This window comes from Pseudoalteromonas shioyasakiensis (assembly GCF_001550135.1).
GTDB lineage: Bacteria > Pseudomonadota > Gammaproteobacteria > Enterobacterales > Alteromonadaceae > Pseudoalteromonas > Pseudoalteromonas shioyasakiensis.
In genome coordinates this window covers 356,428-382,424 of record NZ_LRUE01000014.1, presented here as the reverse complement: position 1 = coordinate 382,424, position 25,997 = coordinate 356,428, and the positions used below count along the sequence as shown (strand labels likewise).

Here is a 25,997-nt window from a genome sequence, read left to right as displayed (position 1 = left end):
ACCAGAATCGTTATGAATTACAGAGCGCTTTCTAGCTCTGGTAACACATCAAATAAATCGGCAACTAAACCATAGTCAGCAACTTGGAAAATTGGCGCATCAGGGTCTTTATTGATAGCAACAATCACTTTAGAGTCTTTCATACCCGCTAAGTGTTGAATCGCACCACTAATACCCACAGCAATATATAAATCTGGGGCAACAATTTTACCTGTTTGACCTACTTGCATATCGTTTGGTACAAAGCCCGCATCAACAGCAGCACGTGAAGCACCAATGGCTGCGCCTAGTTTGTCGGCAATACCATTTAATAACGCAAAGTTTTCACCATTTTGCATACCACGACCACCTGAAATAACCACAGGTGCTGCAGTAAGCTCTGGACGCTCAGACTCAGTTTGTTCTTCTGATACAAACTCACTCAGACCAACAGAACCTTTTCCTGTAACACTAGTTACAGCTACTGGTGCTTGCTCTTGTGCAATATCAAAGCTACTTGCACGAACAGTAATAACCTTTTTGCTATCCAATGATTTAACTGTCGCAATTGCATTACCTGCATAAATAGGACGCTTAAAGGTATCTGCATCAATAACGTCGATGATTTCAGAGATTTGCGCTACATCTAAAAGTGCAGCAACACGCGGCATAAAGTTTTTACCCGTTGTTGTTGCGCTTGCGACAATGTGTGAATAGTTATCAGCTAAAGATAAAACTAGATCAGCTAGGTTTTCTGCAAGTTGATTAGCATAAGCTGCATCATCGGCAATAAGTACGTTACTAACACCTGCAATTGATGCTGCTTGTTCACTCATTGCTGATAAGTTTTCGCCTGCAAGTAGTAAATCTACATCAAAGCCTAGTTTAACAGCAGCAGTAATCGTTTTATTGGTTTCAGGCTTTAGAACACCTTTATCGTGTTCGGCTATCACTAATGTTTTCATTTAGATCACCTTCGCTTCTGTTTTTAACTTTTCTACCAATGTTGCTACATCTTCTACGATGATGCCGCCACTGCGTTTTTCTGGCTCATTTACTTCTACCAGCTGCACGCGAGGCGCAAGGTCTACACCTAGGCTGTCAGCAGCAATTACTTCAAGTGGTTTACGTTTTGCCTTCATAATGTTTGGCAATGAAGCGTAGCGTGGCTCATTTAAACGTAAGTCTGTGGTTACGATAGCAGGTAGTTTAAGAGCAACTGTTTGTAAGCCACCATCTACTTCACGCGTTACATTAACCGTACCTGCTTGAACATCGACTTTAGATGCAAAGGTACCTTGACCACGACCCGTTAAAGCTGCAAGCATTTGACCGGTTTGATTGTTGTCAGAGTCAATCGATTGCTTACCTAAAATAACTAGCTCAGGTGATTCTTGCTCTACAATCTTGCTAAGTAATTTAGCAACATGTAAAGATTCAAGCTTTTCTTCTGTTTCAATATGAATGGCTTTATCAGCACCGAGTGCTAAAGCCGTGCGTAATTGCTCTTGAGATGATTTATTACCAATAGTCACAGCAACAACCTCAGTGGCCGTCCCTGCTTCTTTTAAACGAATAGCTTCTTCAATTGCAATTTCACAAAACGGGTTCATCGCCATTTTTACATTAGCTAGATCAACATCCGTTTTATCGGCTTTAACGCGTGCTTTGACGTTGTAGTCAATTACTCTTTTAATTGGAACGAGGACTTTCATCGTGACTCCATCAATTGTGTGTTCTCAAAGTTGACCTAAACGTCAACTTATTTATTTTATGAATTCAGACTACTTCCTGTTGACGTAAACGTCAACCTAAAATAACCTTAAAGTATTCACAGCCTGTAACGTTTCATTTGCAAGTATGAAATAAGGTTCTTTACAGCAGGTCCGTCACCGAGAAGAGGTTTATATGGTCGAACGCGAAACCATGGAATTTGATGTAGTCATCGTAGGCGCAGGCCCAGCAGGTTTATCAACTGCGATTAGATTGGCTCAACAAGCACAAGAAAAACAACAAGAATTAATGATCTGTGTGGTAGAAAAAGGCTCTGAGGTGGGCGCACACATTTTATCGGGTGCGGTTTTCGAAACCAAAGCGCTGGATGAATTATTACCTGATTGGCAGTCATTAGGCGCACCAGTTACCACTAAAGTAACGCAAGATGATATTTACTGGTTCAATAACAGTGAAAAAGCCACCAGCATCCCCCACTTTGCTAGCCCTAAAACATTCCATAACGAAGGCAATTACATTGTCTCTATGGGTAATGTATGTCGCTTTTTAGCAGAGCAAGCGGAAAACTTAGGGGTAGAAATATTCCCTGGTTTTAGTGCTCACTCTTTGATTATTGAAGACGAAACAGTGAAAGGCATTATCACTGGCGATATGGGCCTTGATAAAGACGGCAACGAAAAAGATGGTTACATGCCGGGTATGGAGCTTAGAGCTAAATACACAGTATTTGCTGAGGGCTGCCGCGGTCATTTAGGTAAAGAGCTAATCAAACACTTTGCCCTTGATAAAGATGCATCACCACAGCATTACGGTTTAGGTTTCAAAGAAATTTGGCAAATCGACCCGAGTAAACACAAAGAAGGCACAGTAGTTCATGGTACAGGCTGGCCGTTAACCGGTGATACCAGTGGTGGTGCATTTATGTATCATAGCGATAACAACCAAGTTGTGGTGGGCTTAATTGTAGACCTTAACTATTCAAATCCACATTTAAGCCCGTTTGATGAATTCCAACGCATGAAACATCACCCTGTCTTTAAAGATGTTTTAGAAGGCGGAGAACGTATAGCCTATGGTGCAAGAGCCATTGCCAAAGGTGGCCTGCGTTCATTACCAAAAATGCACTTCCCGGGTGGTTTACTTGTAGGTTGTGATGCGGGCACATTGAACTTTGCTAAGATCAAAGGTAATCATACAGCCATGAAATCAGGAATGGTTGCTGCTGATGTGATAGTAGCAGCTCTTAGCGACGGTAAAGAAAATGCCGATTTAGCTGAATATAAATCAGCTTTTGAACAAAGCTGGGCGTACAAAGAGCTCTATCAATCACGTAACTTTGGCCCTGTTATGCACAAACTGGGTAAGTTCTTAGGTGGTGCTTATAACACCCTAGATCAAAACCTATTTGGTGGCAGCTTACCGTTTAATTTTGAAGACAACATGCCAGATCATGCCACATTAGTTGCAGCTGATCAGGCCGAAAAAATCGATTACCCGAAAGCAGACGGCAAGCTAAGCTTCGATAAATTATCATCGGTGTTTTTATCAAATACCAATCATGAAGAATCACAGCCATGCCATTTAAAGCTAAAAGATAACTCGATTCCAATTAAGGTGAATTTACATAAATTCGATGAACCAGCACAACGCTACTGCCCTGCAGGTGTTTACGAAGTACAAGAGGTTGAAGGTGAAAAAGAGTTTGTGATCAACTCACAAAACTGTGTGCACTGTAAAACCTGCGACATAAAAGACCCCAGTCAAAACATTACTTGGGTAACACCTGAAGGTGCTGGCGGGCCAAACTACCCTAATATGTAACGCACGTTACTCATTTAATTAAAATTTATCCTAAATTGCAGGGGCTTCGGCCCCTTTTTTAGGCTATGCTGAAAATGTCGTGTTTTATAAAAGTGAGTAAAGTATGCCGTCTTCAAGTGTAACCTTTCGTTTTTTAGCTGAACCTACTGATGTCAATTTTGGCGGTAAAGTTCATGGTGGTGTGGTAATGAAGTGGATTGACCAAGCTGGTTACGCCTGTGCTGCAGGTTGGAGCGGTCATTACTGCGTAACTGTTTCTGTTGCGGGTGTAAAGTTTCAGCGCCCTATTTTGGTTGGCCAAATAGTCGAAGTTAAAGCCAGTATTGCCCATACAGGTAAAACAAGCATGCAAATCTTTATTCAAGTACGCTGTGGCGACCCAAAAACACAAAACCTAGTTGAAACCAACCATTGCGTTATTAGTTTTATAGCGATGGATGAAGCAGGCTACCCAATCGAAGTCCCTTCATATACAGCCGTAACTGACGAAGAAAAGAAAATCGAAAACTATGCGATAAAAATGAAAGAGATCGCGATAGAAACAGAAACCCTTTTACAAAAAGCCTAAAAATTTAAAGCAACAAAAAATTATAAACTGTACCTAGTAACTTCTACAGAGCACCCTGAAATTGTTACGACTGCCAAACTGAATGCCTGATTACAGTTTCAACAAACTGAACAAAAAACCACTTTATAAAGCCTAAAAACAATACTTTAGGCTTTGTTTTCAGCTTGGCATTGCCGTTGCAATACTCCTTGTGAATGACGCGAAACATTCGTTTATTTATTTTATAAAGGAGCTATTAAATGATTAAAGCAATTTCACTTTCTGCACTTTCTTTAGCACTACTAGGTTTTAATAATGCTGCACATGCAGATATTACTGAAATGGATTCTCCGCGTATTTATACCGGTATCGGCTACGGCCAATATTCTTTTGAGTTTGAAGACAGTGAAAATGACACTGACTTTGATGACGATTCACAAATGCTAAAAGGTTATATTGGTACTCAGTTTAACAAGTACTTAAGCCTTGAACTTGCTTATCAAAATTTTGATGAAGTAAGCGATATCGATTCTAAAGCTGAAATTGACGGTGTTTCATTAGCAGCACGCTTAGCAGCCCCAATTACAGATAGCTTTTCTGTTTATGCCAAAGGTGGTTGGCTAGAGTGGGATGCTGAAATTGAGCAAGACCTAGGCGAGCTTGGCAGCATCAGTGCCGATACAGATGGCGGCGACGTGTTTTATGGTGCAGGTATTGAATATGCGTTCACAACAAACATGCAAGTTCGTTTAGAGTATGAACGCTATGAATTAGAAGATGACATTGACCCAGATATGGATGTAGCGTCTGTATCATTCCAATACATGTTTTAATTTAGACTTAACAGTCTAATTGTTAAAAAGGCAGTCTCAACTGCCTTTTTTTACGTTTGCATGTAGAATGTCGGCAGATTTCCATAACGACAATGCACAATGAGCGAATACCAATTAACTGCCGTCGGCCACATTCAATCTCCATACAAACAAAAGTTTGCCATACCTCGCCAACCTCGTTTGGTTCCTGAAGCGAAAGCAAAGCTGGTATTTAGTAGCGATTTTAATCGTGAAGAGTTTGTACGCGGCCTCGATGAATTCAGCCATATTTGGCTACTATTCAGATTTCATGAAACCGCTGATAAGGGGTATTCAGCGATGGTGAGACCCCCTCGCCTAGGCGGTAATGAACGTAAAGGTGTATTTGCGACACGTGCCACCTTTCGCCCCAATGCAATTGGCATGAGTGCCGTAAAATTAGAGGGCATAGAATATAAAAATGGTCAGTTAAGCTTGTTATTATCCGGTATCGATTTACTTGATGGCACACCAATTTTAGATATTAAGCCTTACTTACCCTATTCAGATGCCATGACGGATGCCAGTGCTGGTTTTGCCGATACCCGACCAGAAACCGATATGAGTGTCGAGTTTAGCGATGAAGCCCTTGCGTTTATCGAAAAACAGACCGAACAACCTGAATTAAAAGCGTTTATCACCAATGTATTAAAGCAAGATCCTCGCCCAGCTTATAAAAAACAACGCGAGTCTGATCAAAGCTATGGCATGACCCTATATGATTTTAATATTAGGTGGCATGTTCAAAATAATCATAATACAGTGACCAGCATTGAAAAATGCTAGTTTTTAGCATATAGCGCTTTAGTGTCAGTGCGTCCACTGGTAAACTTAGCGCCTTGTTACTACTCAAACGTCTTGAGTAAACGATAATAATTTTAACACTACTTGGAATAGAGATGCGTACCAGTCAATATATACTCGCAACACTTAAAGAAACTCCGTCTGATGCTGAAATTGTTTCTCATCAATTAATGCTACGAGCAGGCATGATCCGCCGCGTTGCGTCGGGTTTGTATACATGGTTGCCCTCTGGTTTACGCGTACTTAAAAAAGTAGAAAACATTGTACGTGAAGAGATGGATAAAGCAGGCGCTATCGAAATGTTAATGCCAATTATCCAACCAGCTGATCTGTGGGAAGAGTCTGGTCGTTGGGAGCAGTTTGGTCTTGAATTACTTCGTATTAATGACCGTCATAACCGTCCATTTGCACTTGGGCCTACACACGAAGAAGTGATCACTGATTTTGTACGTAAAGAAGTGAGCTCTTATAAGCAATTACCACTTACTTTATATCAAGTACAAACTAAAGTACGTGACGAAGTTCGCCCTCGCTTTGGTGTAATGCGTGCCCGTGAATTCACCATGAAAGATGCTTACTCTTTTCACTTAAGTGATGAGTGTTTAGAGAAAACATACCAAGTAATGCACAAAGCATACTGCAACATATTCGAGCGCCTTGGTCTTGATTACCGCCCTGTTATCGCTGATACAGGTTCAATTGGTGGTAGCGTGTCACATGAGTTCCATGTACTTGCCGAATCAGGCGAAGATGCAATCGCATTTAGTGATGCAAGTGATTACGCTGCAAATATCGAAAAAGCAGAAGCACTGGCACCGACTGAAGAGCGCCCAGCTCCAAGCAAAGAACTAAAAGCGTTCCCAACGCCTGATGCAAAATCAATTGCTGAGCTTAAAGAGCACTATGGTGTTAAACCTCATCGCGGAGTGAAAACATTAATCGTGTATGGCGCACCAGATGAAAACGAACAACGTGGTTTAGTTGCCCTTGTATTACGTGGCGACCATGATCTAAACGAGTTAAAAGCTGAGAAACACCCGCTTGTAGACTCACCGCTTGAAATGGCAAAAGAAGAAGATATCGTTGCTGCTATTGGCGCAAAACCTGGTTCATTAGGCCCAGTCGGCCTATCAATGCCAATCATTGTTGACCGCACAGCTAACGTAATGGCTGATTTTGTAGCTGGTGCTAATAAAGATGGTGAACATTTCAGCGGTATCAACTGGGATCGCGATGTAGAAAACTACGAAGTGGCTGATATCCGTAATATCGTGGAAGGCGACCCAAGCCCGTGTGGCCAAGGCTCACTGCAAATTAAACGCGGTGTTGAAGTTGGCCATATTTTCCAACTTGGTACTAAGTACTCAGAAGCAATGAAAGCAGGCGTATTAAGTGAATCAGGTAAAAACCAAGTAATGACAATGGGTTGTTACGGTATTGGTGTATCACGTATCGTAGCTGCCGCTATTGAGCAAAACAACGACCAATACGGTATTAAATGGCCGCAACCTATCGCGCCTTTTGATTTAGCGATTGTTCCTATGAACATGCATAAGTCTCATCGTATTCCTGACATTGCAGATAACCTTTACAAAGGTTTAAAAGATGCAGGTTTAGATGTGTTGTTTGATGACCGTAAAGAGCGCCCTGGCGTTATGTTTAACGACATGGAATTACTAGGTGTGCCTTTCACGCTAGTTATTGGTGAGCGTAACCTTGATGAAAATAAGGTGGAGCTTAAAAACCGTCGTACTGGTGAAAAGCTAATGCTTGATTTAGACAGTGCCGCTTCCGAAATTGCCGCACTTGTTAAAGGCTAATTAAGTCAGCTCTACAAAATTTAAAAAACCGCTTCGGCGGTTTTTTTGTTTTATTAATTGTCATAGATGTTTCGCTAAAGCGTCTTTTAACTGTCATTGATTCTGCCTAGCATTTACTTTATTACACCATGAGTAAATGCCATGAATAACACCACTTGCAGTAGTAAAACCCACTATCCTGCCGTTTGGATTTCCGACGTTCACTTAGGTTATAAAGACTGCCAAGCGCAGTATTTACTAGACTTTTTAAATGCGATTGAATGCGATGTTCTGTATTTGGTCGGTGATATTGTCGATTTATGGTCAATGAAACGACAGTTCTTTTGGCACCCTAGCCATTATGATGTATTAGCGCTTATTCAACAAAAAGCAAAAGACGGCACTCGAGTGATCTATATACCGGGTAACCACGACGAAACCTTTCGCCATTATGCTAATGATTCATTATTCGGTATAGAAGTACATAAACAATATATTCATACCACAAAAGCCAACAAACGGTTTTTACTGTTGCATGGCGACGATTTTGATTCAGCAACCCGCTACAACAAATTAATCAGTATTGCAGGCGATGCAGGATACGACTTTTTACTTTTTTTAAATCGTTGGACTAATCGCATTCGCCGTTTATTTGGCGGTAATTATTGGTCATTGGCCTCTTGGATAAAAGCGCGAGTGCATAAAGCACGTGAAGCAATTGACGCATTTGAAAAAGCGGCAATCCACGAAGCAAAAAAACAAGCCGTCGATGGCATCATTTGTGGGCATATTCATCACCCAGCCGTTAAAGTGGTTGATGGAATTTTGTATTGCAATGATGGCGACTGGATTGAGAGCTGCACTGCATTAGTTGAAAACAGCTCTGGCCGTATTGAGTTATTGCACTGGAGTGAAACACAAAAAGTGATTCACTCTGCTGATATTAGTGCATTAACGCCTAAACCTGCATTTAATAAAGAACGCGATGCCGCTTAAGCCTTCAGCCACATTGATAGCTTTTTACGCAATGTGGCTTGTTTAATTGGCTTGGTGATATAGTCGTTCATACCAACACTGAGGCATTTTTCTCTATCGCCAGCCATCGCACTTGCGGTCATGGCTATGATCACCACATCTTGGTATTTCTCGCCTGTTTTTCCCTGCCTGATTGCTTTGGTACAGTCATACCCATTTAAGTTTGGCATTTGGCAATCCATCAAGATCAGATCAAATTGAGTTTCGCTATTATTCAATACCTCAATTGCTTCAAGACCATCGCTGGCTGATTCAATATGAACATGGCTATCTCTTAAAATGGCTTTGCTCACCTCAATATTAATCATGTTATCGTCGACGATAAGCACTGAACGAGATGTTAAATCAAGCTCAATAATTTCTTTAGTATCTGTATTTTTACGCTCAATAACAGAGTTATTATCATTAAATAAAACCGCGAGTTTATAGGCTAATTCATCTGGAGTGACAGGTTTTGCAATAACAGTACAATTGCTCGGTAATGTTTCTTTTTGTTTAAGTGATGCCATAACACCTAAAATTAATACACAGGTGTCGGGGTATCGATTTGCAAAACTCAACACATTATTTAGTTCTGGGTGTTTATGATCAATGATAAGTAAATCTAACTGATTGAAATCATTTTCAGGTATATCACTTATTCGAGAAACTTTCGATGGCTGAGGCTGACAAGTTTTCTCTAATTGGGTTTCAATGTTCTGACCAAGTAGAGCATATAAAACTGCACAACCAACTTGTTTGTTATTCAAAGCCGTAATCGTACCCTGCTCTTTTAATGAGCCACTGAGTGACACTGTGATACTTGCACAAAAGCGGCTTCCTTTTCCTTTTTCACTTTCAACGATAATATCACCGCCCATCAACTGAGCGAGCTTTCGACTTATTGAAAGCCCTAAACCACTGCCACCATAATGGCGTGTTGTGCTTGAGTCCTCTTGGGTAAATACTTCAAACAATTTACTTTGGTTTTCTTTCGAAATACCAATACCTGTATCTTCAACTACAAAGCTTAGGCAAAGCGACTTATCTGTATGCAGCTGTTCCTTAACCGTTAAACTAACATGACCTTTATGGGTAAACTTAAATGCATTACTGAGTAAATTATTGAGAATTTGTTTTAAGCGGTGGCTATCACCCATTACAGCACGCTTAGTAATAGCATGCGCATCGAACAGTATTTCAATACCTTTTTTCTGACCTTGAACAGCCATTGATGTTATTAAATCACTGCACACTGAAACAACATCAAACTCATGACTATCTAAATCAAGTTTACCAGCTTCAATTTTTGAAAAATCGAGAATGTCATTGATCAGTGTCATCAATGAGTTAGCGCTGGTATTTGCATAATGTAAATATTGCATTTGCTGAGTAGATAATGGTTCTTCTTCAAGCATTTCGAGCATGCCAAGGACACCATTCATTGGAGTGCGGATTTCATGGGAGATGTTAGCGACAAATTCACTTTTAGCTTTACTAGCAGCTAATGCTTCTTCGGTGGCCTTTTCGAGCTCGGCTGTGCGGCTTTTTACTTTTTCTTCTAGTGTCACATTAAGCTTTTCTAGTTGATGTTGAGCGCACTTAAGTGAATCAATATTGCGTAGTATTGCCGCTATTTGATATTGCTGCTTCGCTGCATCAAAAACAGGTGTCATGGTAATCGAGAAATAATGAGTGCTCTGTTCACTAATGTGAACCGCTTCAAACGAGCAACGCTGCCCTTCTTTAATGGCTTGTGCAATCCCTTGAAAATCTTCATCGTTATAATTAAACAAGGTATCAAAATGGGTGGTTTGCTCTGTAATACCAAAAAACGTTTTTGCCGTTTCATTCGCATTACAAATAACACCATTTGGCTGAACCATAATGATGGCATCTGTCGAGTCTTCTATGATTTTACTGTTCTTTTCTTTAAGAAAACTCAGCTCAATTTTTCTGTTGATGTCACGTTGGTAGATAATAAATAACATCAGCACGACTAAAATGATTAAGCATAAAATGCCAATAAACCTTAATCGTTTGTGATGTATTTCATGCAGCAATGTATCGGTATTTATTGAGACAGCCAGTGTCAATGGCTGCATTTGAACGCCATTTTTAAACTCAATAATTTTATCTATATATAGTTTTTCAGGTAGGTTTACTACGTCAAAAAAATCAACACCTATCATTTGTTGGCTACTGCTAAATTCTTCATTCCAATAATGAGCGTCATCAAGCTCAAAACTAAAGCGATATTTTTCCTTTGGGTGATAGATAAATTGTTGCTGCGCATTTAATAAATACACAGACAGATTATCAGCAATGTTACTGGTCAGCTTATTAAGCAAATCGGCTGCATAATAGTTTAAGATCAAAACGGCAAACGGCTTACCTTCAGCATCTTTTACTAGTTTTGCAATACGATATGTACTGGTATAGGGCTGTTGTAAACGGCCATTTTCACGATTGTAGTTAATAGGTGATATATAAATTTGGCCATTTTCAAGCTCTGCTGTGATTTGCATGTAATCACGTTGGCCTTTGTGTTGTAACTTGTCATCAGGCACTCTATAAGCCTGACCATTTAAACTATCAACCCGCACAACTTCTTTGCCATTATCAGCAATATAAATGTAGCGAGCTTGTGCGAGGTCTTTATCTGTTGACATAAAACCAGTAAAGATTTTTGCTAGGCGATCTTTCCATGCCGAGATAGGCGTGCCTAACACGGGATCTATATTTTGATCATTGGTAGCGCGCATAATTGCAAGCACTGGCGGCGTTGAATCTAAAAAGTTAAGTGCAGAAATATTCTCTCTTAAACTTGTTTTTAATACACTTTCTTTAGTGTCGAGCTCTCTCTGCATCTGTTCAAAGGTGCGGCTGAACACATCCTCTCTAAGGTCGTATTCATACTTTACAGATACAAAAATAGCCAATAGCAAGAGAATACAAAAAGCGAGTATTGGTAATTTGTAACGTTGATAGAAATGCGCTGAATGTCCAGAATCCATTGAATCGAAAGCCTTCTTTTCTACTCTGCTTTAGAGTATAGGAGAGAATAGTAATAAAAGCGGAGTATACAGAAAATATATTAAGTAATAAGGATTGGCAGGTACTTAGCTTGGCTTACAAACAAATAAAGCACCAAAATGGTGCTTTATTATTAGGTAAAATCAGTATCTCTTATCTAAATAAGACATCTTCTTTATTAAACCATTTAACGCAAAACGCGAGTAATGCACCTGCCACAATCACTGTCGCTAAGAAAATTAAACCCACGAGTGTGTAATCAACTGTACCTTTAATAATTTCTTTGATTGCCAAAGCTACATTTGTAACAGGAATGAATGCTGTTTTGCTCGTCAGTTCAACATTTGGCATCAAGGCAACCATAATTGGAAAAATTACACCCATGCTAAGTGGTGCCATGTAGTTTTGCGCTTCTTTAAAGGTTCGCGCATAAATTGAAATAGCCAACGCTAATGATGAGAAGATTGCAGCAATAGGTAATAACAACACAAAAATCAGCCCTAAATCTAATACGGTTAAAGAGCTAAATGCGTTTTTAACAACTGCTAAATCTACGAATGCAATGGCCACTGATATCCACACACCCATACTGAGTACAGTAATGGTGGTTGTCGCAATAGAAGAAGCAAGTAAGGTTACAAACTTACCTAACACCAGCTGTGTACGGGTGATTGGTGTAAGTAGAAGGGTTTCGAGCGTACCACGCTCTTTTTCACCAGCTCCTAAATCAATCGCCGGATACGTTGCGCCCATCAATACCAGAGGAATAAGTAGATAAGGAATAAACCCGCCTATTTTCTCGCCAAGATTTTCACGTTTATCTGCAGTGTCGACCTTCACAAATTTAATAGGCTCGATAATGGCAGCTTGTTGCTCTTCTGATACACCAAAGCTTAATAGTTTGTTTGTACGCAGCGTATCGCCATATTCTTTTGCCAGTTCTTTTACACGGTCAAATAAGAAGTTAATTGCTTTTGCGTCGTTATACACAACTTGCCATTCGCTTTGCTTTGCATCATCTAAGGTTTGCTTAGCGTCTGACGGTAAATAGATACCCATGTCTATGGTGCCTGCTTTTACCGCTTTAGTGAGATCTTCTACCGTATTAAAGGTTTCGTCGCCTTTATATAAAGCAAAGCTCTTATGGTAAAACACCTTATCTGTAAAATCTTGTGCGTAATTGCCATTGATAATAGCGTAAGTATGGACCTCTTGTTCTGCCTCTAACGCCGCTTGTGAACTAATAAAGGCCATAACAGCAAATAACAGTGGGAAGATAGCAACCGGTAGTGCAACAACGAATATCAATGTTTTACGGTCACGTAACAGCTCTTTTAATTCCTTTTTAAATACTTCAAACATCACGGCTCTCCGTTAAAATATTCATAAACGCTTGGTTTAATTCTTCACTTTGACCTGTTTGTTTAAACTCATCTAAGGTGCCATCAAAGCAACTAATACCTTGGTTTATCACTGCAACACGGTCACAAAGTAAGGCAACTTCATCTAAATGGTGCGTTGAAAAAATAACTGGTGTGCCCTGCTCTTTAAGGCCGCGAATAAAGTTAATTACGGTTTGCGTAGTCATAATATCTAAACCAGTTGTCGGCTCATCAAGAATAACCACATCAGGATGATGAACAACAGCACGGGCAATATTGGCTTTTTGCTTCATACCTGTTGAAAGGTTTTCGGCGCGTTTATCAATAAAGCTGTGCATATCAAGTAAGGTGAATAGCTCATCACAACGAGCGGCTACCGCTTTTTTACTCATGCCATGTAAACGGGCAAAGTATTCAACGTTTTCTTTAACTGTTAAACGCCCATATAAGCCGGTACTACCTGAAAGAAATCCAATTGATTTGCGGCCAACTAACGGCTTTTTAACGATATCGTGACCAGAGATGGTAATGCTGCCTTCATCTGGTTTTAAGGCTGTTGAAATCATTCTAAGGGTGGTTGTTTTACCGGCACCATTTGGGCCGAGTAAACCGAGTACTTCACCTTTGTTACATTGAAAGCTGACGTCTCTTACAGAATGAAAAAATTCTTTATCTTCACGGGGGTCTACGTTGTCCGTTTTATTTTTTTTATGATCTTTTGTTAGCTTAAACTTCTTTTTAAGCCCGGCCACTTCAATCATGTGCGTTTCCTTCGTTTCGGTCTAAAGTAATCAGTGTTACTGTAAAATTCTGGATTTTCATTGTCAGTCCACCATCCTGGTACGCCTAACAAGGGTAAGGGCGATAAATTTTTATTATCACGCAAACAATCATCAAGCTTTATCATCTCATAAAGACGTTGATCTAGATACGCATATTGCTCGCTTAAATCTTTACAAAATATGTCATCAGGAACAATTACAAATAATGCTTTACCCGTTAATCCAATATACGGCTGAGTGAGCATTTCGTAGTTAGCATGACCAAACATAAATGGCTTAATGCTTTTACCCCAATGTTCACGTTGTTCTACAAAGGCTTGCTGCCATTGATGGTCGCGTAATTGTTGCTGCCAGCTTTGCTCAGTAATTGCCAGCACCACACCGCATTCGTCAAATAAAGTAAGTGCATTTCGATGTTTACTACGCTCTTTTAGACCATGCAGTTTAATTTCTTCGATATGCTGATGATTAATCAGCGCTTTGGTTTTTGGAAATAAACACCAAATAAAACCACCAAAAAGGTCATGCCAATTTTGTTGTCTTGTTGGTACTTGCCCTGTCTCAAATATGATTTGCTCATAATAACGGGTTTCATCAGCAAACTTTTCATCTTCAACAAAGGTTATGGCTTTGCCCTGTGTAGTTTTCGCATTTAGATATTGATTAAACCACTGGCAAGATGGCCAATCTGACAGTTTATCTAAATTAAATAGCGTCGCTAGGTCACTAAAAGCCCCCGTTGTGAGGTATTGTGTTGACCATTGCTCGGGAGCAGTAAATCGTTTCATTGCTTATTTTTTAACTTCTTGATGTATTGTGGGTAGTTTACCGTAAAAACTGGTTCTCATTAATAGAACCTCATATACTAATGCCACCATAAAACAAAAAAAGAGCTATTATGAAACGCTATTTTCCAATGACAGTCCTTGCAAGTGCCATTCTTGCGGGCTGTGCTTCAACAAGTATCACATCAAGTGATGTCGAAAAAGCCTATCAAAGCATTAACGCAGAGCAACTTGCAGAGCATATTAAAGTGCTTGCCTCTGATGAGTTCGGTGGCCGTGCACCATCTTCTAAAGGTGAAGAGCTAACGCTTGCCTATTTAACCGACCAATTTAAAGCATTGGGTTTTGAGCCGGGTAACGGTGATAGCTTCTTACAAGAAGTACCGCTTGTTTCACTAGAAGCTGATTCAGACATGGTACTTACCATTGGCGGCAAAGATTACCAATACAAAAAGGATATGGTAATGGGTAGCAGCCGTATTAGTGCTAAGCAAAGCATTAAAGATTCTGAATTAGTATTCGTTGGCTACGGTGTTAATGCACCAGAATACAACTGGAACGACTACGAAGGCCTAGATGTTAAAGGCAAAACAGTTGTTATGCTGGTAAACGATCCTGGTTTTGCGACGAAAAACCCTGATTTATTCACCGGCGATGCCATGACCTATTACGGTCGTTGGACATACAAATATGAAGAAGCAAGCCGTCAAGGTGCAGCTGGTGCGATTATCATCCACGAAACAGCACCGGCTTCTTACCCATGGTCAGTTGTTGAAAACTCTTGGAGCGGTGAGCAATTTGGTTTCCAAAAAGAAAATAACAACATGGACCGTGTTGCTGTTGAAGGCTGGGTAACAACTGATGTTGCTAAAGAGCTTTTCACAAAAGCAGGCTTAGATTTCGATACCATGAAAGCTAATGCGGCAAAAGGCGCTTACCATGTTGATATGGGCGACCTAACTGCAAGTGTTGAAGTAAATAACACAATCAAAAAGTCAATTTCGTATAACTTTATCGCGACGTTACCGGGTAGCGAAAAGCCAGACGAGCACATCATTTATTCAGCTCACTGGGATCACCTTGGTACAGATAAAACGCGTAAAGGTGACCAAATCTATAATGGTGCCCATGATAATGCAACGGGTACTGCTGGTTTAATCGAAGTTGCTGAAGCATTCGCTACCTTACCTGAGCACCCTAGCCGTTCAATGACTTTCTTAGCCGTTACTGCTGAAGAACAAGGTTTACTTGGCTCGAAATATTATGCTGCAAACCCAGTGATCCCAGCATCACAAACGGTTGCTAACATCAATATGGATAGCTTAAACCTATTAGGTAAAGTAAAAGACATCAGTGTTGTTGGTATTGGTAAATCAGAAATGGATAGCCTGCTAGAAACAGCTGCTAAAGCACAAGGCCGTACAGTATCTGGTGACCCTAAGCCGTCTTCAGGTGGTTACTACCGCTCTGATCACTTTGCATTTGCAAACATGGGTGTACCAGCAATGTATGCCGGTGGTGGTAGTGAAGCCCTTGACGAAGAAACGGCAAATTACCGTAAGCGTATGAGCCTAGTGCTTCGTGGTTGTTATCATCAGCCTTGCGACCGTTACCGTGATGAATGGGATTTATCAGGTGCCGTTCAGGACCTTCAGTTATTCTATCAAGTAGGTTTTGATATCTCAGAACGAAAAGAATGGCCGACCTGGAATGCCACTTCTGAGTTTCAACGCAAATAGATACAAATGAGATTGATTTTCATTTAAAATCGTAATACAGTGTACCCTGATTAATTTTTAGGTTGCACTGTATGCTCTCACTAACACAAACGAGGTTTATTCCTAATAAAGCGAGGTGTTACATTACGGACAATAAACGCTTAATTTTACCCCTTTTATTACTGATTTCTTTAGCGGTACCTGCAAGCCGAGAATTCACCCTACAAGCGCTTAGTGATGCTTTTTTTCAAGTATCTGTATTTGTTGCAGCCACCTTATTAATCTATTACTACCTTATTGATCGACTTCCTCAATTACAGCTTAGCTATTTACGTGCTAAATCAGGCATTCTAGAGGTGAGCTTTGCGTCTATTTTAGGTGCTTTACCTGGCTGTGGGGGTGCCATTATTGTGGTTACCCAATTTACTAAAAAGCAGGCTAGCTTTGGCTCTGTTGTTGCTGTCTTAACCGCAACCATGGGCGATGCCGCCTTTTTACTGTTAGCAACCCGCCCGCTTGATGGTTTATTAATGATGTTAATCGGTGTTGCTGTAGGTATTATTAGCGGTCAGATAGTTAATACATTTCATAGCCCAGATAAATTTCAACCTGACGAAGCAGGTGAATACTACGAGCAGCCACAATGCCAACCAAGAGCTTTGAAATTTAGCCGCCCTATTTGGAAGTTTACCCTAGTACCAAGCTTGATTATTGCTTTTGTTATCGCTACCAATTCTGACCTTAGCGAATTTAGTCAAAGCGTTAATACTGGCGTCACCCTGTTTGGCTCGATCATGGCGCTATTCACCGTGGTTGTGTGGTCTCTGTCTTCTAAAGGCAGCAGTTATAAGCAAGTAACCAGTGAAGAAGCGCCTTGCACACCTCCCTCAAAACTAACGAAAGTGTTAATGGACACACACTTTGTTACTGCCTGGGTTGTTGCCAGCTTTATGCTGTTTGAAATTCTCGTTAACCTAGTCGGTGTTGATTTAACAGTCTGGTTTTCTGAGTATGCTTATCTTGCACCGCTGGTGGCTGTGGCTATTGGCTTATTACCTGGCTGCGGTCCACAAATCGTCGTAATGACACTCTATATTCAGGGTATTATTCCATTTAGTGCGATGGCAGCCAATGCAATTTCAAATGACGGCGATGCCCTATTCCCAGCTATTGCATTAGCGCCAAAAGCGGCCTTAATCGCGACGGTGTATTCAACAATTCCAGCGCTGTTACTCGGTTATGGATTGTATTTTTACAGCATATAGCAAAGACAATATTTACAATTAAAAAAACCAGCCGAGGCTGGTTTTTTTAATGCTTACTAATGTTAGCTCATCGCCATCATCATTTTTGCAGGGTCTTCTAAGTAAGACTTCCATAAGTTATTGAAGCGGGCAATTGTACCGCCATCAATCACTCGGTGGTCTCCAGACCAGCTTACTTGCATAATAGCAGCTGAAACAACATTGCCTTGTGCATCAAAACGAGGTAAATGCTGCAGTTTACCTAAAGCAACAATCGCTACTTCAGGTTTATTGATGATCGGGGTTGCAATTGTGCCGCCAATCGCACCGATGTTAGAAATGCTAATAGTGCCGCCTTTCAAATCATCCGGTGAAACACGACCATCACGTGCTGCTTCAGTTAAGCGGGTCACTTCGTTTGCAACATCTACGATGCTCTTTGACTGGCACGATTTAATGTTTGGTACGAGTAAACCAATCTTAGAATCAACCGCCATACCGATGTTATGATCATCAAAGTAAGTTAGCTCGCTGCAATCATCATTTACTTGCGAGTTTAGTACTGGGAATTGCTTAATCGCTAACGACAGTGCTTTGATAAAGAACGGCATCATAGTGAGCTTAACGCCCTGTTGCTTATACTGCTCTTTAAGCTCACTGCGCATTGCAATCAGTTTAGTTAGGTCAATTTCATCACAGAAAGTAAAGTGAGGAATTGTCGAAACTGAAGCAACCATCTGCTTAGCCATTGCCGCTTTAATGCCTTTAATAGGCTCTACACGATTACCACCAGAAGATGCCACAGATGATACAGGCTCTGCCGCTTTTGGCGCAGCTTGTTGTGTTGCTGTTTGGCTTGGTGTTTCATTCAAGAAATCTTCGATATCTTGTTTATAAATACGGCCGTTTTTACCAGAGCCTGGTACTTGCGTTAAATCAACATCAAGTTCACGGGCTTTACGACGAACAGCAGGTGAAGCAACTGCTTTCTTATTAAGTTGTTTGCTAGAGTTTGCTGAAGCCGCAGGCTTCTGCGAAGGTTTAGTTGCTGCATTTGTTTGTGCTTTAACTACCGCAGAACTTACATCTGGCTCTGCGCTTTGCCCTGCAATGCTCATTTGGAATAATGGGCTGTGAACCGCTGCAATATCACCTTTTTGATAATAAAGCTTTTCAACTTTACCTGTGTACTTAGCCGGAATTTGCACCAATGCTTTGTCTGTCATTACATCACACACAGCTTGGTCTTCTACGATTTCATCGCCTTCACTCACTAACCACTCAACGATTTCACACTCAACGATACCTTCACCTATATCTGGTAAAATGAAATCTTCTAAGTGCTCACCAGTCTCAGATGATGCTTCAGTTGCAGCAGGCGCTTGCGCTTCTTCGCTTTGTGTTGGTGCTTCGCCATCAACATCCATTGCAAATAATGGTGCATGTACTTTCGCAATATCCCCTTTTGCATAATAAAGCTTACTGATCACACCATCATGAACAGCAGGAATTTGCACAAGCGCCTTGTCGGTCATAACATCACAAATAGGCTGGTCTTCTTTTACAGAATCGCCTTCTGCAACTAACCATTCAACAATTTCACACTCTACGATGCCTTCGCCGATATCTGGCAAGATAAAATCTTTAGACATACTGACTCCTAAAACTCTACTGATTGCTTAATCGCAGCAAGCACTTTAAGTGCATCCGGCACATATTCTTTTTCAAGTGCTAATGGGTATGGCGTATCTAAGCCACACACGCGAGCAATTGGCGATTCAAGGTGTAAGAAACACTCTTGTTGAATTGTTGCAACGATTTCTGCACCAAAACCATTGGTGATTGGTGCCTCGTGGCTTACCACTAAACGACCTGTTTTAGTCACTGATTTAGCAATGGTCTCAACATCCCATGGTAAAATGGTACGTAAGTCGATCACTTCACAGCTAATACCTTGCTCTGCAGCTTTTTTAGCGGCGTCTTCGATGATTTCCATCTGAGCACCCCAAGCAAGTACAGTGACATCAGTGCCTTCTTGCACGATCTCAGCTTTGCCAAGCTCGATGCTGTAATCTTCTTCTGGAACTTCACCTGTTGATGCACGGTATAAACGTTTCGGCTCAAAGAAAATAACAGGGTTATCATCTTTAATCGATGCACGAAGCAAACCTTTTGCTTGGTATGGGTTACGTGGCACAACCAACTTTAAACCCGGTGTGTGAGCAAAATAAGCTTCTGGTGATTGTGAGTGATATAAACCACCTGCAATACCACCACCGTATGGAGTACGGATTGTTAGATTGCCAACATTAAATTCATTACCACTACGGTAACGGAATTTTGCTGATTCATTCACGATTTGGTCAAATGCAGGGAAAATATAATCTGCAAACTGAATTTCAGCTAAAGCAGGTGCACCAAACGCCGCTAAACCATTAGCAAAACCTAAAATACCTTGCTCAGTTAATGGAGTATTGAACACACGATGCTTACCATATTTTTCTTGTAAGCCCGATGTTGCACGGAATACACCGCCAAAATAACCAACGTCTTCACCAAAAATACATGCATTTGGATGCTCTGCCATGGTGATATCAAGGGCAGAGTTAATTGCATGAAGCATGTTCATTTTAGCCATTACTTTAATCTCCCTGCAGTTGTTGGATAAGCATCAGGATGCTGCAAAATGTGATCTTTTAGTTCTTCATATTGTTTTTGCAGTGATGGGATTGGCTTATCATAAACATCAGAAATAAGCTCTTCTAATGCTGGCTTTTCAACTTTTTCAGCGCGTTTAAGGGCCGCTAAAATTTCTTCACGAATAGTTTCTTTGTCTTTTGCGTCTTGCGCTTCGTCTAACCAACCTTGCTTTAATAGCCACTTACGGAAACGCTCGATTGGACAGCCTTTATGTTTTGCTTCTTCATCTTTTGTGCGGTAACCACTAGGGTCGTCACTGGTTGAGTGAGCACCTAAACGATAGGCAATCGATTCAATTAAAACTGGTTCGCCTTTAGTAGTCGCAATCTCACGGGCTTTTTTCGTTGCAGCATAAACAGCAAGTGCATCAGCACCATCAACACGAATTGTTTTAATGCCGTAACCAACACCACGTGATGCAATACCATCACCTTTAAACTGTTCATCCGCAGGTGTAGAAATCGCATAACCATTGTTACGCGCAAAGAAAATTACCGGTGCTTCATGAACTGCGGCCATATTTAAACCAGCATGGAAATCACCTTCAGATGCAGCGCCTTCACCAAAGTAACAAATAGTGATGTTATCAATAGTGCTGTTTAACTCACCTGTTTGGGCATCAATATGACGAACTTTTTGACCGTATGCATAACCTGTTGCTTGCGGAATTTGTGTACCAAGCGGTGATGAAATAGTCATGTAGTTAAGTTCGCGTGAGCCATAGTGAATTGGCATTTGGCGACCTTTACCCAAATCTTTTTCATTTGAGAACATTTGATTCATGAATTGGTCAAGGCTAAAACCACGATAACGTAAAGCTGCTTGCTCACGGTATTGGGCCATGATCATGTCGTTTTGATCAAGCGCTGCAGCTGATGCTGTTACAGCCGCTTCTTCGCCTAGACATTGCATATAAAAGCTAACACGGCCTTGACGCTGTGCTGCTTGCATACGTTCATCAAGTGCTCTAATAAAACGCATTGTTTCATATAGACGGATTGCCGTAGCTTTGTCGATATCAGGTGCGGTTGCACCTTCGTAGATGTCGCCTTCCTCATTAAGAATACTTAATGTAGGGATCGTTAATGCGTGACCATCAATAAATGACAGTTCATGATTAATGTTTAGCGATACGTTATTTGGATTACTCATAACCTACCTTCTTTCGTTGTCAGAAACCTACGCTACTGCCCTTAATTATATTTTTATCAGCATGAGCTGTAAGGATAAAGTTTGCGCAATATTCAATCTAATTAAATTAAACTGCCGTCACTTTACGTTAACGTAAGTTGTTATTCAACTAATCATAGACGAATAGATGACAAATGGCTAAAAACGCATGGAAAGTTAACTATACAACAAGATAAGTTCTTTATAGTCATATAGTTAACTAAATTTAGATGGGTGTTAATGCAGAGATTTTAAATAAAGTTGCTATCAACTTGCATTGGAATAACAGTAAGCAAAGCGCGCTGACCTAAGGCTACATCAGCGTTTGGGAAGATAATAGCTTCACCGTCTACTTCTGCTTCATATCTGGTCTGACCATCAGTTACCAATAATTCACCCTTTGCGAAACCGGTGAAATTTTCCACATCATCAGCAAATGGGAAACTAAAGTCTTCGCAAGTACGGTTTATTGTTCTATATACTGAAAACAACTCGAAATCACCTGCATTAAATTCTTTATATTCGACAGATTCTTGACTAATTAATGCAATTAAGGTTTTTTTGGTTTTCTCAAATCGCGACATGTCGTTTTCGCCAAATGGTTTTACTTGGCCAAGTTCTACCGTAAATGAGTCAGCTCCATGTACAAACGACGAGTAGTAACTGAAGGTTGTGGCCGCTGATTTCATCATTAGTACCGTGTTTACGCCACAGCTAAGTAAAAATTGCAGTTGTGATTTTTTCCACGGTTTACCATGTAAGAAAGGATACACTGCGAACTTTTCATTTTTAGAGCCACGAATTGCAGTGTGAAGATCATAATGAAAACGCTCACTGCCCTGGTTGCCTCTAGCAAAGAAATCTGTAACCACGTCTTCAAGTAGCTTTGCACGAACTCGCTCAGGGTTAGAAGCAATGCCTTCAACAGTATGATGACCATTAAACAAACGATTTAAGTTTTCATCTACAAAACGCTTACCGATATTAATAGATTTAGGATTACCATAAATAAACAGTACACGCTGCTTCAAAGTAAGTTGTTCTGTAATGATTGACTTGATTAATTGATCGCAAATTTCAATTGGCGCAGTTTCGTTACCATGTACCGCACTTGAAAGTACAATATCTTTGCTTGTTTGCTGTGCAGGTTGAAACTCAATGATACCCGTGTCGTGAACTGTGACATCAGTACCATTTGCAAGGGTAAATGCACAAGGTTCGAGTGAAAATTCATTGTTGCGAGTCAGGGTTAAAAAGTCGCCGGTACTTTTTAATTCTTCGAGATATGAAGGAGTTGAATAGCTCATTGTTCTATCCTAAAAATGCGTGAGAGTAGAATACAAAAACGGCTGAGAATCTCAGCCGTTTTAATAGGTAAAAAAGGAATTAGCTAATTACTGAATCAACCAGCTTTTTCGCTTCTTTTTCTAATAATGCTAGATGTTCTTCACCTTTGAATGATTCAAGGTAAATTTTATAAATATCTTCAGTGCCCGATGGGCGTGCAGCAAACCAACCGTTTTCAGTAACAACTTTTAAACCGCCGATAGCAGCGTTATTACCAGGCGCATGCGTTAGTTTTTGCGTAATGGCATCACCCGCTAAGGTACTTGCAGTAACATCATCAGCTGATAACGCTTTTAAACGTGATTTTTGTTCTGCACTAGCTGGCGCATCAATACGTTTATAAATAGGCGCACCGAACTCTTGCTCAAGTTCTTTATAAAGCTGTGAAGGTGTTTTACCCGTTACGGCTAAAATCTCTGCAGCAAGAAGACCTAAGATGAAACCATCTTTATCAGTGTTCCAAACTGTACCATCAAAGCGTAAGAATGACGCCCCTGCACTTTCTTCACCGCCAAAAGCAAGGGTACCTTTGCTTAAGCCTTCAACAAACCATTTAAAGCCTACCGGTACTTCTTTTACTTCACGGTTATTACGTGCAACTACTTTATCAATCATGCCGCTTGATACCAGCGTTTTACCAATTGCGACCTCTTTTGACCATTCGCGGTTATTTAATAAGTAGTCAATTGCAACTGCTAAAAAGTGATTTGGATTCATTAAACCGTCAGGCGTAACAATACCATGGCGGTCATAATCAGGGTCGTTACCAATACCGATATCATAGTCATCTTTTAATGCAATCAGGTTTGTCATTGCATAAGGAGAAGAGCAATCCATACGGATTTTGCCGTCTTTATCTAAAGGCATGAACGAAAATGTTGGGTCAACAGACTCATTTACGACTGTTAAGTCTAAATTATATTTTTCTGCAATGACTGGCCAAAAGTTGATACCAGAGCCACCAAGTGGATCCACACCAATTTTGATTTTCGCATCGCTAATTGCTTTTAGATTAACGATATTAACTAAGTCATCAACATAAGGGGTAATTAAGTCTTGGTACTTAATAAAACCAGAACGTGATGCTTTAGCATATGGAAATAACTCTACTTCAACTAAGTCTTCTAAAAGTAATTGATTCGCTCTGTCTTCAATCCACTTAGTAACATCAGTATCTGCAGGGCCACCATTTGGCGGGTTATATTTAAAACCACCGTCTTCTGGCGGATTATGTGAAGGAGTTACCACAATACCATCAGCAAGTTCATTTGGGTTTTCTTTGTTATGGCAAACAACAGCATGACTGATTACGGGCGTTGGCGTGTAATCGTCATTTTCTTGTGCAATGACTTGCACTTCGTTTGCAACAAGTACTTCAATAGCAGAGTTAAAAGCCGCTTCACTCAATGCATGTGTATCTTTACCTAAGAAAAGTGGACCAAAAATATTGTTTTCTTTACGGTAATCACAAATTGCTTGAGTGATCGCTAAAATATGCGATTCATTAAATTTTACATCGAACGAACAACCACGATGGCCAGACGTACCAAAAGCAACACAATGTTCTGGGTTTTGTTCTAGGTCGGGTTCATTTAAGTAATAAGCCGAGATCAGTTTTGGTACATTCACTAAGCTTGATTGCGGTGCAGGTTTACCTGCATCTGGATGAATCGCCATATTATTTCCTTATGGATTATAAGTAATCACGAATTTTTTCTGCTTCATCTGCGCTGTAGCCTAAGCACAGTGCTACTTCGTGAAGCATCATTTTTTTTCTGGTTGTATTTGAATTTGTCATCACCCAATACTCAGTATCAGTGATATTTTTTGGATTCATGCTGCTACCGCTTTCCAGTAGTGCTTCTTTGCTAGTGGCAAAATAAACACGGTCACGGCCTTTAATTTCAAGCACGTTAGCAAAATCTTTTTTATGCGTTCTATATAAAGCAGCTAGTATAAATAAGAATCGACCAACAACACCTTTTTGCATTGCTAGCTCTTCTTTGTTTAATACATTAAACACATTACCTTTCACTTGTGTCGATGCTGTGACAGTTTGTGCAGCCTCTTCAACATTTTCGTCGCTTGGTTCAGGGCTTGTTTCTTGTTCTGCTTGTTCTTGTACTTCAACAACTGGGGTTTCTTGTTCAGTTTTAGTAGTTGTTTCAACTGGGGCATTGGCGCCATCAGAGAGGTTTAATAAACGACGCAAAATGGTTGATGCACTTTCACCAATACTTTGCGTGTTGCTTGCAATGTATTGATATAACTCGTCGTCTATGTCGATTTTTTTCATGTTATTCCTGTCTTTACGGGTCACATTTTAAAAGTTCTCATTGATTATACCTAAGCTCGCAGCAATTCTCTATGTTTTGCATTTTGTAATTTCACTAGGCAAAATACTGCCATTAAAATTAGGAGTTGAAAATGCTATTAAACTACCAACAAATGGGTCAAGGTTCAGACGTTGTATTGATCCACGGTTTGTTTGGCTCACTTGAAAACCTCAATGTAATCGCAAAAGCATTAGCTGAAAATTATCGTGTAACGAATATTGATTTACGTAACCACGGTAAATCATTCCATAGCGATACCATGAATTATCACGCAATGGCTAAAGATGTCAGTGAGTTACTTGAACATCTAAATATTAGTAAAGCGCACATCATAGGTCATTCAATGGGTGGCAAAGTGGCCATGCAATTAGCACTTAATCACCCAGAGCTTATTGATAAACTTGTAGTGTTAGATATTTCTCCTGCTGCTAATAACCCGCGTCACAGCGCTATTTTTGCAGGCCTAAACGAAGTTGCACAATCTAATATCACAGATAGAAAAGCGGCTGATGAAATACTTGCCAAGCACATTGATGAAATGGGCGTACGTCAGTTTTTATTAAAAAGCTTTGCTAAAAATGATGAAGGTCACTATCAATGGCGCTTTAATTTAGCTGTTTTATACCAGCAATATGAAAATATTTTAGCGCAAGTTAGTGAAAATGATTCTTGTTTATGTGATACTTTATTCATTAAAGGTAATGATTCTGACTACATTTTAGCAGAACACCGCCCTGCTATTATGGCGTTATTCCCTAATGCAAAAGCAAAAATTATTCATGGTGCTGGTCACTGGCTACATGCCCAAAAACCACTTGCTGTAAATAAAGCAATCAGCGATTTTTTAGCTCATTAATTGGGCTGATAAAATTCGCTGTTTTTGATCGTGCGCACTAAATTATTACAAATTTGTGTGCTATAGTACGCGCCGTTTAATTTAAAGGTTTA

21 protein-coding genes are annotated in these 25,997 nt (G+C 40.3%); 9 read left to right on the top strand and 12 right to left on the bottom strand.

Going from position 1 to position 25,997, the window contains the following annotated elements; all coding sequences use genetic code 11:
• Nucleotides 1–17 precede the first annotated feature (17 nt).
• A complete protein-coding gene (locus tag PASHI_RS09000) occupies nucleotides 18–944 on the bottom strand; it encodes an electron transfer flavoprotein subunit alpha/FixB family protein (RefSeq protein WP_054553908.1) in 927 nt (308 codons plus the stop codon).
• Entirely contained in the window at nucleotides 945–1,694 is a 750-nt protein-coding gene (locus tag PASHI_RS08995) for an electron transfer flavoprotein subunit beta/FixA family protein (protein WP_062565331.1), read from the bottom strand.
• A 193-nt stretch (nucleotides 1,695–1,887) separates the two neighbouring features.
• Between PASHI_RS08995 and PASHI_RS08990 the strand changes: the two genes are divergently transcribed.
• The 6 genes from PASHI_RS08990 to PASHI_RS08965 all read left to right on the top strand — a co-directional run bounded on the left by PASHI_RS08990 (nucleotide 1,888) and on the right by PASHI_RS08965 (nucleotide 8,531).
• Nucleotides 1,888–3,534, top strand: a complete 1,647-nt coding sequence (locus PASHI_RS08990; RefSeq protein WP_062565330.1) for an electron transfer flavoprotein-ubiquinone oxidoreductase — start codon at nucleotides 1,888–1,890, stop codon at nucleotides 3,532–3,534.
• A gap of 103 nt (nucleotides 3,535–3,637) precedes the next feature.
• Nucleotides 3,638–4,102, top strand: coding sequence for an acyl-CoA thioesterase (locus tag PASHI_RS08985; protein ID WP_054561436.1), 465 nt, complete (start codon nucleotides 3,638–3,640; stop codon nucleotides 4,100–4,102).
• A 239-nt stretch (nucleotides 4,103–4,341) separates the two neighbouring features.
• On the top strand, nucleotides 4,342–4,914 hold the full coding sequence (locus tag PASHI_RS08980) for an outer membrane beta-barrel protein (RefSeq protein WP_062565329.1): 573 nt from the start codon (nucleotides 4,342–4,344) through the stop codon (nucleotides 4,912–4,914).
• Nucleotides 4,915–5,013: 99 nt separating this feature from the next.
• Nucleotides 5,014–5,718 (top strand): tRNA (N6-threonylcarbamoyladenosine(37)-N6)-methyltransferase TrmO, encoded by a 705-nt coding sequence (tsaA, locus tag PASHI_RS08975; protein ID WP_062565328.1) that lies wholly within the window; start codon nucleotides 5,014–5,016, stop codon nucleotides 5,716–5,718.
• 113 nt (nucleotides 5,719–5,831) lie between these two features.
• A complete protein-coding gene (locus tag PASHI_RS08970; protein ID WP_062565327.1) occupies nucleotides 5,832–7,556 on the top strand; it encodes a proline--tRNA ligase in 1,725 nt (574 codons plus the stop codon).
• 141 nt (nucleotides 7,557–7,697) lie between these two features.
• On the top strand, nucleotides 7,698–8,531 hold the full coding sequence (locus PASHI_RS08965) for a UDP-2,3-diacylglucosamine diphosphatase (protein WP_062565326.1): 834 nt from the start codon (nucleotides 7,698–7,700) through the stop codon (nucleotides 8,529–8,531).
• Here the strand turns inward: PASHI_RS08965 and PASHI_RS08960 are convergent.
• The 4 genes from PASHI_RS08960 to PASHI_RS08945 form a co-directional block, all read right to left on the bottom strand.
• Nucleotides 8,528–11,566 (bottom strand): ATP-binding protein, encoded by a 3,039-nt coding sequence (locus tag PASHI_RS08960; protein ID WP_062565325.1) that lies wholly within the window; start codon nucleotides 11,564–11,566, stop codon nucleotides 8,528–8,530. The two genes, PASHI_RS08965 and PASHI_RS08960, sit on opposite strands and share 4 nt — an antisense overlap.
• A 172-nt stretch (nucleotides 11,567–11,738) precedes the next feature.
• Nucleotides 11,739–12,947 carry an ABC transporter permease subunit gene (locus PASHI_RS08955; protein ID WP_062565324.1) on the bottom strand — a complete coding sequence of 403 codons (1,209 nt, stop codon included), beginning with the start codon at nucleotides 12,945–12,947 and terminating at the stop codon, nucleotides 11,739–11,741.
• Nucleotides 12,940–13,728, bottom strand: coding sequence for an ABC transporter ATP-binding protein (locus PASHI_RS08950; RefSeq protein WP_054561430.1), 789 nt, complete (start codon nucleotides 13,726–13,728; stop codon nucleotides 12,940–12,942). The genes PASHI_RS08955 and PASHI_RS08950 overlap by 8 nt, the downstream gene beginning before the upstream one ends.
• Nucleotides 13,725–14,537 (bottom strand): DUF3025 domain-containing protein, encoded by an 813-nt coding sequence (locus PASHI_RS08945; protein ID WP_062565323.1) that lies wholly within the window; start codon nucleotides 14,535–14,537, stop codon nucleotides 13,725–13,727. The genes PASHI_RS08950 and PASHI_RS08945 overlap by 4 nt, the downstream gene beginning before the upstream one ends.
• A 110-nt stretch (nucleotides 14,538–14,647) precedes the next feature.
• Between PASHI_RS08945 and PASHI_RS08940 the strand changes: the two genes are divergently transcribed.
• Both PASHI_RS08940 and PASHI_RS08935 read left to right on the top strand, forming a co-directional pair.
• Nucleotides 14,648–16,273: a M28 family metallopeptidase gene (locus PASHI_RS08940; RefSeq protein WP_062565322.1), complete on the top strand. Its 1,626-nt coding sequence runs from the start codon at nucleotides 14,648–14,650 to the stop codon at nucleotides 16,271–16,273.
• Between the two features lie 71 nt (nucleotides 16,274–16,344).
• Nucleotides 16,345–17,517 carry a putative manganese transporter gene (locus PASHI_RS08935; RefSeq protein WP_062565321.1) on the top strand — a complete coding sequence of 391 codons (1,173 nt, stop codon included), beginning with the start codon at nucleotides 16,345–16,347 and terminating at the stop codon, nucleotides 17,515–17,517.
• Between the two features lie 62 nt (nucleotides 17,518–17,579).
• Here the strand turns inward: PASHI_RS08935 and PASHI_RS08930 are convergent, their stop codons facing one another.
• The 6 genes from PASHI_RS08930 to seqA all read right to left on the bottom strand — a co-directional run bounded on the left by PASHI_RS08930 (nucleotide 17,580) and on the right by seqA (nucleotide 25,009).
• Nucleotides 17,580–19,148 (bottom strand): dihydrolipoyllysine-residue acetyltransferase, encoded by a 1,569-nt coding sequence (locus PASHI_RS08930; RefSeq protein WP_062565320.1) that lies wholly within the window; start codon nucleotides 19,146–19,148, stop codon nucleotides 17,580–17,582.
• Nucleotides 19,149–19,156: 8 nt separating this feature from the next.
• The gene (locus PASHI_RS08925) at nucleotides 19,157–20,134 is read right to left on the bottom strand and encodes an alpha-ketoacid dehydrogenase subunit beta (RefSeq protein ID WP_058584964.1); all 978 of its coding nucleotides are present in this window, start codon (nucleotides 20,132–20,134) and stop codon (nucleotides 19,157–19,159) included.
• On the bottom strand, nucleotides 20,134–21,348 hold the full coding sequence (locus PASHI_RS08920) for a thiamine pyrophosphate-dependent dehydrogenase E1 component subunit alpha (RefSeq protein WP_062565319.1): 1,215 nt from the start codon (nucleotides 21,346–21,348) through the stop codon (nucleotides 20,134–20,136). The genes PASHI_RS08925 and PASHI_RS08920 overlap by 1 nt, the downstream gene beginning before the upstream one ends.
• 269 nt (nucleotides 21,349–21,617) lie before the next feature.
• Nucleotides 21,618–22,673 carry a succinylglutamate desuccinylase gene (astE, locus tag PASHI_RS08915; RefSeq protein WP_062565318.1) on the bottom strand — a complete coding sequence of 352 codons (1,056 nt, stop codon included), beginning with the start codon at nucleotides 22,671–22,673 and terminating at the stop codon, nucleotides 21,618–21,620.
• A gap of 79 nt (nucleotides 22,674–22,752) precedes the next feature.
• Complete coding sequence (gene pgm, locus PASHI_RS08910) at nucleotides 22,753–24,390, bottom strand: phosphoglucomutase (alpha-D-glucose-1,6-bisphosphate-dependent) (protein WP_062565317.1); 1,638 nt, start codon at nucleotides 24,388–24,390, stop codon at nucleotides 22,753–22,755.
• Nucleotides 24,391–24,406: 16 nt separating this feature from the next.
• On the bottom strand, nucleotides 24,407–25,009 hold the full coding sequence (gene seqA, locus PASHI_RS08905) for a replication initiation negative regulator SeqA (protein WP_062565316.1): 603 nt from the start codon (nucleotides 25,007–25,009) through the stop codon (nucleotides 24,407–24,409).
• 131 nt (nucleotides 25,010–25,140) lie between these two features.
• Here seqA and PASHI_RS08900 point away from each other — a divergent pair, with 131 nt between their 5' ends.
• On the top strand, nucleotides 25,141–25,905 hold the full coding sequence (locus PASHI_RS08900; RefSeq protein ID WP_062565315.1) for an alpha/beta fold hydrolase: 765 nt from the start codon (nucleotides 25,141–25,143) through the stop codon (nucleotides 25,903–25,905).
• Nucleotides 25,906–25,997 lie beyond the last annotated feature (92 nt).